This window comes from Alteromonas sp. CyTr2 (genome assembly GCF_947311905.1).
Lineage (GTDB): Bacteria > Pseudomonadota > Gammaproteobacteria > Enterobacterales > Alteromonadaceae > Alteromonas > Alteromonas macleodii.
The window spans coordinates 61,435-75,917 of record NZ_CAMZMZ010000007.1; the positions used below are offsets into that span (position 1 = coordinate 61,435).

The window sequence follows — 14,483 nt, forward strand, 5'->3', positions numbered from 1 at the left end:
CGTTGTAGCGCGGCCATTTGTTTATTGCTCTAACTATTTGGCGGCTACTTTTTAAAGTAGCATGTTTTATATACAACTGCCTGAATGGTTACCTAATCAATAGACAGACCCCAAACAGTAAAGCGTTTATGTATTAATACTTTACTGAAAAGGTAAGGCGAACATTTCTTGGCTCTACAGGGTGATAATGCAAATCCTCAATCCCTTCCTCTGGCTCTCCGGGCAGCCTAGATGCGTAAAAATAATCAATATCGTGATCGTCACTGTCTAGGGCATTGAGTACTTCTAACGTTACGTCCCAAGTTGGCTGGCGATAGGCAACTTGAGCATTCACTAAAAATGTTGACGGCGGTGAAATTTCATCGAAGCTTTCTACGGTGCGAGAGCTTAGGTAGCGGCTTCGTAAGGTATAGCTGAACCCTAGTTGGTTACTTCTTTGATAGTAGGTTAGCCCTGCACTCACCACACCTGGCACGGTGCCATCGATGTGGCGACCTTCGCCTTCAACGCTGTCGCTAAATCGGGCTTTGGTCCACGCAGCTTCAATGTCTGTTGTTAGGTGATGGCTTATCCAGTAGTAGGCACTCACTTCAATGCCGTGTCTCTCGGAGGGGCGACTGGCTTCAGTAAAGCCTGCATCACCAACATATACCAGCTCGCTATCAAGCTCTAGGCGCCACAAGGCAGCAGACAGGTTATAGGTTTTGTTATCGGTATAGTTAACGCCCGCTTCATAGCCAAGGCTCTTTACTAACAAGGGAGCAGCTTCGGTGGCGTCACCACTTACCGGGTCTATATTAATGGTGGCTCCCCGTGCATCGTTGGAATGAAAGCCCTGCCCAACGTTGGCAAATGCGGTAAGTTGGTCTGATACACTGTACTTCAAGCCTGCTTTAAGGGTAAATAAACCGTCACTTTCGCTTCCTGAATTAGCACCAAGATTACTGGTAACGTCCACATCTAAGTAATCGTATCTGCCTCCTAATGAAAGGCTTAATGCGTCACTTAGCACAATGTTTGACTGGGCAAAAAGTGCATAGCTGTTACTGTCTATTTCGTCTTCTCGAATAGTGCCAAAGCGGGTTAAGTTTTGGGTGCGATACAAACCCACGTTTTCAATATCGTCGAAACGCCACTGGCCGCCTAAGGTAATACTGCTTCCATCCGTAAGCGCCAAGGGAAGGGTAGTGAATATTTCACCACCATAAATTTTTCGGTCGTCGGCCTGTTCGAATTGATCGCCTCTCTCTGGGTTATCAAGGAAGTAAGTGAAATTAGAAAAAAGGCTAAGCGTTGTATCTATGGCATACAGTGAAGCATTCCATGTATCACTGGTATAGTTTGCGGAGAGACTATAGCGAGACGAATCGCCGCCAACTTGGGTGTCGATAGAGCCAAGACGGTCTATTAAGCCGCTTTCAATAGCGCGCTCAGGTACTTGGTCAGCACCGTTCCAGCTATTATCATAGGCCATTCCTGTAATGGTGAGTTGGCCGTCTAACAAAGGCGTAATATAACGAATATGGGCGTTTTTCTTTTTTACATCTTCGTCAACGTCAGTCCACGGGCCGTCATAGGTTTGATATTCCAACGCTGTAACAACGCGGTTCTCTCCTGCTTCAAAGTGATTTAATGCAACAGCGCGCTTGAACCCATATTCTCCTAAACCTAAGAACAACTGGTTTTGCTCAAGTGAATCTCTTAAATTGAAGAATGCCCCGCCAGCGCTAGAAAAATCGCCGATGTTGGCATAATAGGTGCCTTTGAAGTAGCTTAGATTGTCGATAAATTCGGGAATAATAAAGTTAAGGTCACTGTAGCCTTGGCCATGTCCGTGGCTTCGCATGTTCACAGGCATACCGTCTACACTCACCGTGAAATCCGTGCCATGGTCGAGGTTAAAACCGCGCAGGAAGTACTGGTTGGCTTTTCCCGAACCACTGTGTTGGGTCACCATCATGCCCGGGATGAATTCGAGTATTTCACCGGCGCGCAACATTGGGCGTTCAATCAAGGTGTCACCAGACACCCATCCCTGCGAAGCCGAGATAAACTCTCCGTCTTTTACAGATGAGTCACCACGTACTCGAATATGCTCAATATCACCTTCGGGGTCGTCTAACGCCATTGCAGCGCCCATACCAAGCGAAAATGAGCTAGCGAGAAGTGTTGTTACCAGAGTTTTTGCTGTCACCGTATTTACGTCCATTATCCGTTTGTAATAGCAATAACGATTAACAATGGTTAATGGATGCAAAAAGGTGGAAATCATTTTTCTTTGCTTATTGCGCTATTAAATGCCGTTAACTAAGGCTTATGTTGTTTAAGCGTTGTGGCGCTTGTGTCAAAATAAACGCTGTTGTTAATGAAGTGAAGAGAAGCCCGTGGCGAGACACGACAGAAAAGCCAAGAAGAAGTCCCCATCATCAAATCCTCTAAAAACGAAGGATGATAAAAACACGCCCAACTCAGAATCAGGTAGTTCATCACTTGAGCGAGCGGGGTTTGTGCGACGCTTGTTGGCAATGATTTACGATACGCTCGTGGCTACTGCCGTAGGGATGTGTGCTGCTATGGTCATGATAGTAACGCTGGTGGTTATGCTGAAAAATGGCGCGCTTGACCTACAAGGCTATGCTGAACCTGCCGATCTGATTCAGGCCTCTTTTGGTTATAAGCTGCTTATTCAAACGTGGGTGGGCTTGTGGATAGCTGGGTTTTTCTTGTGGTTCTGGCGCAGGGGCGGGCAAACCCTAGGCATGCGTGCATGGCGTTTGCGAATTTACAGCACGGTTGAAGAGCCAATGACCTGGCCACGCTTGTTCATTCGCCTAATAGCATCGTTAGGTGGTCTAGGCACCTTACTTGTTTTGTTTGATTTTAAAAATAAACAATCACTGCAAGACCGACTGGCAAAGACCGAAGTGCTGAAGCTGACCAAAGAAGCGAACGACCACAAGAGCTGGTAAAGGTGCTTTGTAAGGCGCTAAAAAATCGCAAAAAAAGAGGCTGTAAGGCCTCTTTTTTTTATTAGTTTTGACTATTGAATTAGATGAATGCTGATAGCTTGATCAACGCCTCAACATTACCCCTGCAATGGCCGCAAACAGTAAACTAGGCAGTAAGGCGCCAAGGAATGGTGGCAGCTGATAGACTAAACTCACTGGCCCAAATACTTCGTTAAGAATAAAGAAACCGAAGCCTGTCAGTACGCCCATGATCACGCGAGCGCCCATTGTAACGCTACGCAGCGGGCCAAAGATGAACGACAATGCCATTAACAGCATTACGCCTACCGAAATAGGTTGGAATACCTTGCGCCACAAGGCGAGTTGATAACGAGAAGGGTCTTGATCGTTATTTTCTAGGTAGTTCACGTAATCCAGCAGCCCAGTAATAGATAAAGCCTCTGGCTTAACTGCAACAATGCCTAATTTGTCCGGCGTCAGTGTTGAATTCCAACGCATGCGGTTATTTTCATCTACCGTAACATTCGTTTCAGTAAACTTGGTTACTTCAACGTCGCTTAGCCACCAACCGTCGCCGTCGAAGGCCCCATTTTTAGCGTGAGTAATGCTCTCTAGCGACAAGTCAGGGTTAAAGCTAAATATGCTCACATCTTTGAGAGAGTCTTGGCTTAACACCTGACCTATGCTTACGAATCGGTCGCCATCCTTTGCCCACACCAGCTTATCGGAAGAAAATAAACTACCGCCTGAAATGGCTTCAGTTCTTATCTGTTTTGCCTTGGTTTCACTGTACGGGGTGACCCACTCGCCAACGGCCATCACTAATAAGATCATTACAAGGGTCGACTTCATGGCTGAGTTTATGATGTTCCAGCGGCTCATACCTGCGGCCTGCATCACTACCAATTCGCTATTGCTAGCCAGTACGCCCATGCCAATAAGGCCGCCCAGCAATGTTGCCATAGGGAAGAACTGCTCTAAGTCGCGAGGCAAGCTTAGCAATACGTAGATAAAAGCGACCAGCATGTCATAGTCGCCTTCGCCAATTTTTCGCAGCTGTTCTACAAATTTAATAAGCGCGCTTAAGCCAATTAGTACACTAAGCGTAACGGTAATAGTGCCTAACAGCGTACGGGCGATATATAAATCGAGGATCTTAAACATCTACTTTTTCCCCAATATCCAAGCGCGAAGCTCAGTGCCGGTTTTTCTGTCTCGCACAATCAACATGACACCAATAATCAGCATGATGGTATGCACCCACCATAAGCCAAGCTGAGGTGGCATTTTGCCGTCTTCTAACACTCGTCTACTCGCAAGCAGCAGCAAGAAGTATCCCAAGTAAAGCAGGATGGCAGGGAACATTTTACCAAAGCGCCCCTGACGCGGGTCGACTGCGCTTAGCGGCACAGCAATTAGTACTAAAAACGGAATGGAAAGCGGTATGGCAATACGCCACTGAAGTTCTGCTCTAGCTTCAATACTGTCGTCTTCCCACAGTTCGTTAGTAGGCAGTACGCTTACCTTACGACGAGTTTCGTCGGCAGGTTTATCGGCAATCTGAATTTGGTATTCGTCAAATTCTACTTTGCGGAAAGCCTTTTCAGATTGCTTTCCTTCGTACTGTACCCCTTCTTTCAACACAAGGTTTCGCGTGCCGTCAGGGTTATTGGCCACTTCACCAGTTTGTGCATAAACAACGCGCACGTCGCCTTCGCTATCGTCCGTTTGATTTTGCGATAAAAACACACGTTGTAGCTTATCGTTGTTGTCTACATCGTGAACAAAAATAACCGCTTTTTCGTTACCGGTTTGCTGGAATCTACCTGGCATTAACGCTGATATTCCCGCCTCATTTCTGGCTTTTTCTCGCAGCTGATATTCGTTCTCTGCAGCCATTGGCGCGAAATAAAGGGTAATTGCGCCTGTGACTATCATGATAAGTACAGACAAGAACAGCATTACCCGCGTTACATACCATTCACTGATACCACAGGCTCGCATTACGGTCATTTCACTGTCTACATACAGCCTGCCATGTGCCAGCATAATGCCCAAATAGGCGCTGATAGGCAGCACTAGTGAAGAGAGGATAGGGGCATATAAACCTAGGAAGCCAAGCACTAGCCCAGCGGGAATATCACCGTCTGAGGCGTCGCCCAAAACGCGCACAAATCGCAAGGTGACAAAAATTGCCATTAGGATAAAGAAAATCGCTAACTGAGATTTCAGCGTTTCCTTAAGTAAATAGCGGAATATCAGCATCTCAGCCCTTCCGGAAAATTAGGAATTTTAGTGAAAGAAAGCACAATTTTGTTTAAACTTACCGTTTTTACAAGTTTTGCCTGCAATCATAAACCGTTTGCATGGTGTTTTGACGCAAATTTAACCTATATTCAATAGGTCTTTAAGCGTAAATTGCAGCGAACTAAAAAGTTATGCTGCGTATTAAAACATAAAGCAGCGCGAAACGTTACGTGATTTTAGTCATCGTGCAAACCATAAACGACGAAAAGCGAGGTGATATCGTGGAGTTTAGTGTAAAAAGTGGCAGTCCTGAAAAGCAACGCAGCGCATGTATTGTTGTGGGTGTCTTCGAGCCGCGCCGCCTAACGGCAGTGGCTGAACAGCTAGACGAAATCAGTGAAGGTTATATCAGCAACTTGTTACGCCGTGGCGACCTTGAAGGTAAAGCCGGCCAAATGTTGTTGCTACACAATGTGCCAAATGTACTAAGCGAGCGCGTGCTTCTAGTCGGTTGTGGTAAAGAGCGCGAATTAGACGAGCGTCAGTACAAAAACATTATTGCCAAAACCATTCAAACATTGAATGAAACAGGCTCAATGGAAGCGGTATGTTTCCTTACCGAACTTCACGTTAAAGGTCGCGATACCTACTGGAAAGTACGTCAGGCAGTAGAAGCAACTGAAGACACGCTTTACACCTTTATGCAGCTTAAAACCAAGAAAGGCGAACCACGTCGCCCACTGCGTAAAATTGTATTTAACGTACCAACACGCCGTGAACTTACTGTGGGTGAACGTGCAGTTGAACACGGTTTAGCGGTTGCTCGCGGTGCGAAAGTGACCAAAGACGTGGCTAACATGCCGCCAAACATCTGTAACCCAGCGTATCTGTGGCAGCAAGCGCAGGAGCTTGCCAGCCAGTACGACAGCGTAACCGCTGAAGTCGTTGATGAAACCCAAATGGCCGAGCTTGGTATGCAAGCGTATTTGGCTGTTGGCCGTGGTTCAGACAATGAAAGTATGATGAGTATTATGCATCATCGCGGTGGCCCAGCTGATCAAGCCCCAATTGTGCTTGTAGGTAAAGGCCTTACGTTCGATTCAGGCGGCATTTCAATTAAGCCAGGCGAAGCCATGGATGAAATGAAGTACGACATGGGTGGTGCTGCAGGCGTACTGGGTACCATGCACACTATCGCGGCGCTGAATCTGCCCATTAACGTTATTGGTGTATTGGCAGGCTGTGAAAACATGCCAGATGGCAAAGCGTACCGTCCGGGTGACATTCTAACGACTATGTCGGGTCAAACCGTTGAAGTGCTAAACACTGATGCCGAAGGCCGTTTAGTATTATGCGACGCGCTAACCTATGTAGAGCGCTTCGACCCAGAGCTAGTAATTGACGTAGCCACGCTAACTGGCGCAGCGATTATTGCACTTGGTCACCATGCAACAGCGGTAATGAGTACGCACAATCCGCTTGCTCACGAACTACTTAATGCGTCAGAGCAAAGCTCAGATCGCGCATGGCGTCTACCGCTATGGGACGATTACCAAGAGCAGCTTGAAAGCCCGTTTGCCGACATGACGAACCTTGGTGGTCGCCCAGCAGGGTCAATTACTGCGGGTTGTTTCTTGTCGCGCTTCACTAAGAAGTACAACTGGGCTCACCTTGATATTGCCGGTACGGCATGGCGCAGTGGTAAGAACAAAGGCGCAACAGGCCGTCCAGTGCCTATGCTGTCTCAGTTCCTAATGAACCGCGCTGATATCAAGTTAGAGGACTAATCATTCATGCCACAAGTGATATTTTATCAACTTACCAGCAGTGACAATGGTGTGGCAGGCCGCGCCAGTGAAGTCATTGCATCAGCGTTTGCCAATAAGCAAAAAATTAGCGTGCTGTGCGATACACAGGCGCAGGCTGAAGAAGTTGATGAATTGTTGTGGCAGCTGCCGGCTGACCGCTTTGTGCCCCATAACCTTTATGGTGAAGGGCCGCAATCGGGAACGCCGGTGGAAATTTGTTGGCGGCCAGAGCAGGTAGCCAGACGACAAATGGTGGTTAATGTGGGGTCCGGTATGGTGCCTACACCCAACCAGCATCGTCAAATCATCGACTTTGTACCCGTGGACGAGAACGCCAAACAGGCCGCGCGGGTAAGATACAAAAACTATCAGCAAGCTGGATGCAATATGCAGTTTAAATCTGCATAAGTCATTCGCGTTTAGCTTCAATTTGAGAGTGTGTAATGGATAAAACCTTCGAACCGCAGTCCATCGAGCAGCAATGCTACAAGTCATGGGAAGAGGCGGGTTTATTTAAAGCTTCAGGTAGCGGCGACCCTTATTGTATTTTGCTTCCGCCACCAAACGTTACCGGTAGCCTTCACATGGGCCATGGTTTCCAACAAACCATTATGGACGCCTTAACCCGTTATCACCGCATGAAGGGCGACAATACGCTATGGCAAGTGGGTACTGACCACGCCGGTATTGCAACCCAGATGGTGGTAGAACGCCAACTTAACGCACAAGGCAAGACGCGCCACGATTTAGGTCGCGAAGACTTCATCAAAAAAGTGTGGGAATGGAAAGAGCACAGCGGCGGAACGATCACCGGTCAAATGCGCCGTCTAGGTACGTCTCCTGACTGGTCTCGTGAAGTGTTCACCATGGACGAAGACCTGTCTAAAGCCGTAACTGAAGTGTTCGTTAAGCTACACGAAGAAGGCCTTATTTACCGCGGTAAGCGTTTGGTTAACTGGGATCCAGTGCTTCACACAGCAGTATCTGATCTTGAAGTACTAAATGAAGAAGAAGACGGCCACATGTGGCACATGCGCTACCCACTTGCAGATGGTAGCGGTGAGCTAGTGGTTGCGACAACGCGCCCTGAAACCATGCTTGGTGATACAGCGGTTGCGGTACACCCAGATGACGAGCGTTATCAAGGCTTTATCGGCAAAGAAATTAAGCTACCGATTACTGGCCGTTTAATTCCAGTTATCGCCGATGACTATGTCGATCAAGAATTCGGTACAGGCTGCGTTAAAATTACCCCTGCTCACGATTTTAACGACTACGATATGGGTAAGCGTCATAACTTGCCTATGATCAACATTCTTACCGACGATGCGAAAATTAATGATGATGCGCCAGAAGCATATCGCGGTTTAGATCGCTTCGACGCCCGTAAGCAAATTGTATCCGATTTAGACGCGCAAGGCGCTTTGGTTAAGATTGAGCCGCACAAGCTTAAAGTGCCGCGTGGCGACAGAACAGGTGCGGTAATTGAACCCTACCTAACTGACCAGTGGTATGTAGCGGTTGAGTCTCTTGCTAAACCAGCTATTGAAGCGGTGGAAAGTGGCGAAATTCGCTTTGTGCCAGAGAACTGGAACAAAACCTACTACCAGTGGATGCACAACATTCAAGATTGGTGTATTTCGCGTCAGCTGTGGTGGGGACACCGCATTCCTGCGTGGTACGATGAAAACGGCAACGTTTTTGTTGGCCGCACCGAAGAAGAAGTGCGTGAAAAACACGGCCTTGGCAGTGACGTAACGCTTTCACAGGACGACGATGTACTAGATACCTGGTTCTCAAGTGCACTATGGCCGTTCGCCACCATGGGGTGGCCAGAAGAAACGCCAGATCTAGAAACCTTCGTGCCGTCTTCAGTGCTAGTCACCGGCTTTGACATCATCTTCTTCTGGGTTGCCAGAATGATCATGATGACCAAGAAGTTTACTGGCAAAATTCCGTTTAAAGACATTTACATTACTGGTCTTATCCGCGATGAGAACGGCGATAAAATGTCAAAGTCGAAGGGCAACGTGCTTGACCCAATCGACTTGATTGACGGTATCGATATTGAGTCGCTAGTCGCTAAACGCACTGCTGGCATGATGCAGCCTCAGCTTGCTGAGAAGATTGCCAAGCGTACTCGCAAGCAATTCCCTGATGGTATTCAGGCGTACGGTACAGACGCATTGCGCTTTACCTTTGCAGCTATGGCGTCAACCAGCCGCGATATCAACTTTGATATGGCGCGTGTTGAAGGCTACCGCAATTTCTGCAACAAAATTTGGAATGCATCGCGTTTCGTATTGATGAACGCAGAAGAGCACGATACAGGTCGTGACGGTGGCGAAATGGTACTTAGCATGGCCGATCGCTGGATTTGGGCTAAGTTCCAACAAACGCTGGTTGAGTTTGAAAAAGCGCTTGAAGACTACCGTTTCGACATTGCTGCGCAAACCGTTTACGAGTTCACCTGGAACCAGTTCTGTGACTGGTATCTAGAACTTACTAAACCTGTGCTTAACAATGACGCCAGCACTGAAGCTGAAAAGCGTGGTACTCGTCATACGCTTATTAACGTGCTTGAAAGCTTGCTTCGCTTGTTGCACCCGCTAATGCCATTTATCACCGACACTATTTGGCAGCGCGTTGTGCCACTAAGTGCACTTAAAGTGGAAGAGGGCGCAAGCATTATGGTTCAGGCATTCCCTGAAGTTGATGCAGCGAAACAAGACGACAAAGTGCTTGCTGATATCGAGTGGGTGAAGAAGTTTATCGTGGGTATTCGTAATATCCGTGGTGAAATGGATATCTCGCCAAACAAACCACTTAATGCGCTACTTAAAAACGTAAGCGACGAAGACGCGCGTCGTCTTGATGCGGCTAAGGCATTCCTCGATAAGCTTTCGAAGCTTGAAACCGTGACTATATTGAAAGACGGTGAAGAAGCGCCAGCCAGCGCAACAGCACTTGTGGGTGAGATGGAAATTCTTATCCCAATGGCAGGGCTTATCGATAAAGACGCAGAGCTAGCTCGTATTACTAAAGCCATGGAGAAAATCGAGAAAGACGTATCTCGTACTCGTGGCAAGTTGGGTAATGAGAAGTTCGTAAGTAATGCGCCAGAAGCGGTAATTGAAAAGGAACGCGCTAAGTTGGAAGAGGGTGAAAAAGCCCTAGCCAAACTTAAAGAGCAGTTCGAGACCATTAAAGCGCTTTAAGGGCAGCCCCTAGAATGGGGGGGATCGATACAAATTAGAAGGGTTACCGAAAGGTGGCCCTTTTTTATTCGCGATTAAACCGGCCCTAAAAATAGCGGGTTTGTTCGAAAGCCGTTCCTGCATTCTCACTCTTCGCTATGAAGCTTGCCAGCGCCTACTGAGCGGGTAACTATTTATGCGAATTGGTATACGAGCCTATCTTTACGTTGGCGTTTAGAGCTGTTTGCCTAAGTACTGTTTTAACATGCCTATCAATGATTTTTGCTTTATTGGCTTGGTGAGGTAGTCGTTCATACCCGCGTCTATCGCGCTTTGTTTATCTTCCTTCATTGCATTAGCCGAAAGGCCGATAATAGGTACGCCAGTAAAGCCTTTTTCGCGGAGTTGTTTGGTTGCTTCATAACCGTCCATCACCGGCATTTGTACATCCATCAATATTAGGTCGTACTGCGGGGCATTTTCTACTTTTTGCACGGCTTGCTTGCCGTCTTCTGCAATATCGAAAGTAAGCCCAAGATTGGTAAGCATTTCTCCGGTGACGAGTTGATTTATATTATTGTCTTCCACTAATAGAACGTGGCCTTCTAGCGACGTTGCTTCCGCTTCTTCACTAAAATGAAGTCCATCATAACTTGCATCTTTAGATATCACCTGATGAACAAAACGCTCAAATTGCGCAGGTGTGAATGGATGCATGATAAGTGGGCCTCTCCATAGCGTGTCATATTTAGCTTGTAGCGCGCTGCCTGCACTCTCCATTACCAGGCCTACCGACTTCCCTTTTTCTAGTAAGGCGTTTAACCAAGCAATATTCTGTCTGAACTCACTGAACTCATGGATATCTACAATGATATGTTCAGGTAAAGCGGCGATATTTTTGGCTTCTTCTATTGATAGCGTTGATTTAGTCGGCAGCTGTATCTGGTTGCAATACGCCGCAGGCAGCAATGCTACTTCAGTAACATAAAGGCTATCAACAGGTAGCTGAGGTGTTTGTTCAAGCACGCCTGGTTGGTTTTTGAATGCTTTCAGCGGTAGTTCAACTTCAAACGTACTGCCTTTTCCCATAGTAGAAGTGGCATCAAGGCGGCCGTTCATAAGTTCAGTAAGCTGGCTTACAATCGCAAGGCCTAGGCCGGTACCGCCATATTTTCTGTTGGTTGAACCGTCTGCTTGAGTGAAAGGATTAAATATTCTATCTAGCTGGGCTGTACTCATACCTATGCCGGAATCGGTGATTCGCATGGTAAGGTTTAACACGTTCCCTTTTTCGTTCAAGTTGCCGTCAAACTCAATATCTATACGCCCTTGCTCGGTGAACTTCACAGCATTGTTGCCTATATTCATAATTATTTGCGCGATACGCAGTGGGTCGCCAATTACTTGCGGAGGTATCTTTGGATTTACCGTAAAGTGCACCGATAAGTTCTTTTCTTTTGCGCGTAGTGCAATGACTGCAATGAGGTTGTCGAACAGTGAATGCAAAGAAAAACTCACTTCCTCAATCTTCAATTTACCCGCTTCAATTTTTGAGAAGTCGAGAATATCGTTAATTACGCTCAATAATATTTGCCCAGAATACGCTGCCTTGTCGAGATACCCTTTAACAGTAGTGGACAGCTCTTGCTGTTGCGCCAGTTCTATTAGCCCGATAATGCCATTCATCGGCGTGCGGATTTCATGACTCATATTGGCTAAAAACATACTCTTTGACGCGGTTGCTTGCTCCGCTTTTATTTTCGCCTCAGTAATCGCTTTATTTAAGCTTTCAAGCTGAGAGTTCATGGTTCTTGCTTCATCTAGCAGTTTTTCTGTCTCTCGGTTTTTATCACTAAAAACAAGCGCCGCTTTTGCTAGCTTGCCAATCTCATCTTTTCGGCTGCTGCCAGGAATATTGGAAATTTGTACGCCTTGGGCAAGTTTGTTGAAAACTTGAGTGATAGAGCGGATAGGGCCCAATATGCGAAACATGGCAAACAGCGCTGCTGAGAGGGCGAGTAGAATGGCAACAAGAGAAAATAACTCTCCGTTACGCTGTGTGCTTTCAGCCAGTGTGTAGGTGCGTTGAGTCGCAATTTCAGAGTCTGTGGTTACTTTTTTGGCCAGCTCACCGCTTAAATAGAGAAATTCATTGGCAGACCCCGCCATGACTACGTTAACCAAGAATAAATTACCTTGGGTTATCTGGGTTAGCTTAACGAAATCGGCTTTAATTTTTTCCGACAATCGCTCCACTCTTTCCTGAAGGGATGTATTTTTCGTTAGCGTTAATTTTCGTAGTGAATCTGCGGCTTCGTTGAATGCTCGGATAAAACCCATGTCGGGTTTCATCAGATATTTCAACATCGCATTTTCTGCCCGAATAAGAAGCGTCTTTGCCTGTTCTTCAGAGGCAGCAGAGATATCTCCGTTTGTTTTAGCGTCACTCAGTATCTTTTCCAGTAACGTAATATCAGATAGGGTGCCTCTTGCTATAAGGTTATCTCTTTCAGAGCGCGCATCGACAACTTGGGTAAAATTCTCCTGATAGGCGTTAAGGTGCTCCTTCATTCTTGAAAGGATATGGTTGTCTTCCTGTATTTCCTTGTCTTCGTCTACCAGGGCTAACTTGTCGAGTTTGGTGTTAATAGTCACCATGAGTCGACTGAAGCGAGTAATGGCTGATTTACTCGCATTCTCTTTGAATATGAGCACGTTGCGCTGTAAGTCCAGCACATCCCGTTCAAGTTCCTTAACAAGTGCAACATCAACTACTGCCTTTGACGCTGATGCCACGCCTTTGTTTAGGACTTCTTGGTTTTCTCTAGCAATAAACCCCTGTGCCAATATAAGCGCTATAAGAGCGAGTAGCACGGTGATAAGCTGAATTCGAATTGACGATAACATGTGAACTAAAAAAGCCTTATTCCATTTACGTTATGGGTTTTTACTTAACGCAACATTATGCAGTGATGAATTCGTACCACTTCTGCAAACTGTATTCGTAGGTTGGCATAACGGTATTCCATACGGCAACATTACTAAAACGCTCTTCATAACTCCCACCAGTGCGCTGGGCGCCTTGTCTAACACTAATATTTCCGTCGGGCCCTTTTAGCGGCTCTGATGCTACTTGCCCTTTGTACCAGTAATTCCATTCGGCGTCTGAAAGATATTGAGCTGAACGTTTAGGGTTGGAAATATAGTAGCCTTGTCTGGCAATAAATGCGCCAGGCCACCCCGACAGCCACCAATTCATATACTCATAAGCCACGTCCTTTATTCTACCTTGTGTGGCAGAGGACATGCACATTACACCGTGCCATCCGCGGTAGCCTTCTTTCGGTGCTGCAAACGTAACCGGAATATCTTGACCGTTCAGCGCAGAGACCGCAGGCGAGAACATGCTTTCGATTGCAACCCGTCCACTTTTCATGAACTCAACAGACTCAGGGACCGAGGTCCAGAATCCATTGAAATGGTTTAACTGAGTCAACTCTATAAGTAAGCTAAACAAATCATCAAGTTCATACTCGGTCATGGCACCGATATCTTGGAATTGAATGAACCCTTTAGCTTGTGCGGCAAGTGCTAAATCGAAAAGTCCGATAGTGGGGTCGTTAACTATGCCCACTTTTCCTGAATAGCGACTGTCTAAAAGCCAGCCCCAGCTTTCTTCTTGCCCTTGCAGTTCGTTGGGTAACTTTGATGTGTCATAGCCAAAAGAGTCAACATTGTGCACATAAGGTAAAAAACTAATTGTGTCAGTATGGTTTGCGCCCAGAGTGCCGTCGTCCTGTACATTAATAATTTTATGCGGTGCGTCGCCAGCGCCCATTCGCGCGTTCTCGGTAAGTTTTCCGGTCTTGCTTAAATCGTTTATTTCTTCCCAATACTGAAGGCGTTTCTTCTCTATGGGCTGAATAGCGTGAGCGCGCCACAATACATTAATGCTATTAGACCACTGCTCATAAAGGTCGAATGACGTGGGGTTCATCGACGCCTTTTGAAGAACGGTTGCACTGCCACCTGGCTCAAACTCAATATTAATGCCTAAGTCTTCCATGGCGCGCTGACGAATGGCTTCCTGAAGCGTGACATGGGTGCCTAATACGCGCAGCGTCGGTTTTTCTTTTCCGATTGAAAAAGGGGTAATGCCCGCAGTAAGACCAAAGGCGAGACCGCCCTTTAACAAGGTACGGCGCTGGAAAGAAGAAGCGACGTTTTTATCTGAGTTTGAAGGCATTAACGTACGTCCATAG

At 46.7% G+C, this 14,483-nt stretch carries 9 protein-coding genes; 4 read left to right on the top strand and 5 right to left on the bottom strand.

Annotated elements, in window-relative coordinates:
- Window positions 1–133: 133 nt before the first annotated feature.
- Window positions 134–2,209 (bottom strand): TonB-dependent receptor, encoded by a 2,076-nt coding sequence (locus QME20_RS06210; protein WP_343300029.1) that lies wholly within the window; start codon window positions 2,207–2,209, stop codon window positions 134–136.
- Between the two features lie 175 nt (window positions 2,210–2,384).
- Here QME20_RS06210 and QME20_RS06215 point away from each other — a divergent pair, with 175 nt between their 5' ends.
- Window positions 2,385–2,969, top strand: a complete 585-nt coding sequence (locus QME20_RS06215; protein WP_080986437.1) for an RDD family protein — start codon at window positions 2,385–2,387, stop codon at window positions 2,967–2,969.
- Between the two features lie 102 nt (window positions 2,970–3,071).
- Here QME20_RS06215 and lptG read toward each other — a convergent pair whose 3' ends face one another.
- Both lptG and lptF read right to left on the bottom strand, forming a co-directional pair.
- Window positions 3,072–4,133 carry an LPS export ABC transporter permease LptG gene (gene lptG, locus QME20_RS06220; RefSeq protein WP_014977294.1) on the bottom strand — a complete coding sequence of 354 codons (1,062 nt, stop codon included), beginning with the start codon at window positions 4,131–4,133 and terminating at the stop codon, window positions 3,072–3,074.
- Window positions 4,134–5,234 carry an LPS export ABC transporter permease LptF gene (gene lptF, locus QME20_RS06225; protein ID WP_049588260.1) on the bottom strand — a complete coding sequence of 367 codons (1,101 nt, stop codon included), beginning with the start codon at window positions 5,232–5,234 and terminating at the stop codon, window positions 4,134–4,136.
- A gap of 263 nt (window positions 5,235–5,497) precedes the next feature.
- Here lptF and pepA point away from each other — a divergent pair, with 263 nt between their 5' ends.
- From pepA to QME20_RS06240, 3 genes are read left to right on the top strand one after another with little or no spacing between them, the layout of a single operon-like run.
- Window positions 5,498–7,003 (top strand): leucyl aminopeptidase, encoded by a 1,506-nt coding sequence (gene pepA, locus QME20_RS06230; RefSeq protein ID WP_014950602.1) that lies wholly within the window; start codon window positions 5,498–5,500, stop codon window positions 7,001–7,003.
- A 6-nt stretch (window positions 7,004–7,009) separates the two neighbouring features.
- Window positions 7,010–7,432, top strand: coding sequence for a DNA polymerase III subunit chi (locus QME20_RS06235; RefSeq protein ID WP_039226120.1), 423 nt, complete (start codon window positions 7,010–7,012; stop codon window positions 7,430–7,432).
- 35 nt (window positions 7,433–7,467) lie between these two features.
- A complete protein-coding gene (locus tag QME20_RS06240; protein ID WP_239241167.1) occupies window positions 7,468–10,242 on the top strand; it encodes a valine--tRNA ligase in 2,775 nt (924 codons plus the stop codon).
- Window positions 10,243–10,455: 213 nt separating this feature from the next.
- On the opposite strand, the gene QME20_RS06245 is transcribed toward QME20_RS06240, so the two are convergent.
- Both QME20_RS06245 and QME20_RS06250 read right to left on the bottom strand, forming a co-directional pair.
- On the bottom strand, window positions 10,456–13,128 hold the full coding sequence (locus QME20_RS06245; protein WP_239241169.1) for an ATP-binding protein: 2,673 nt from the start codon (window positions 13,126–13,128) through the stop codon (window positions 10,456–10,458).
- A 55-nt stretch (window positions 13,129–13,183) separates the two neighbouring features.
- Window positions 13,184–14,467: an extracellular solute-binding protein gene (locus tag QME20_RS06250; RefSeq protein ID WP_014977289.1), complete on the bottom strand. Its 1,284-nt coding sequence runs from the start codon at window positions 14,465–14,467 to the stop codon at window positions 13,184–13,186.
- Window positions 14,468–14,483: the final 16 nt, after the last annotated feature.

Excerpts from the sequence above, each read along its gene's own strand:
- QME20_RS06210 (WP_343300029.1), bottom strand. The coding sequence starts at position 2,209 with ATGGACGTAAATACGGTGACAGCAAAAACTCTGGTAACAACACTTCTC.
- lptG (WP_014977294.1), bottom strand. The coding sequence starts at position 4,133 with ATGTTTAAGATCCTCGATTTATATATCGCCCGTACGCTGTTAGGCACT.
- lptF (WP_049588260.1), bottom strand. The coding sequence starts at position 5,234 with ATGCTGATATTCCGCTATTTACTTAAGGAAACGCTGAAATCTCAGTTA.
- QME20_RS06235 (WP_039226120.1), top strand. The coding sequence starts at position 7,010 with ATGCCACAAGTGATATTTTATCAACTTACCAGCAGTGACAATGGTGTG.
- QME20_RS06240 (WP_239241167.1), top strand. The coding sequence starts at position 7,468 with ATGGATAAAACCTTCGAACCGCAGTCCATCGAGCAGCAATGCTACAAG.
- QME20_RS06245 (WP_239241169.1), bottom strand. The coding sequence starts at position 13,128 with ATGTTATCGTCAATTCGAATTCAGCTTATCACCGTGCTACTCGCTCTT.
- QME20_RS06250 (WP_014977289.1), bottom strand. The coding sequence starts at position 14,467 with ATGCCTTCAAACTCAGATAAAAACGTCGCTTCTTCTTTCCAGCGCCGT.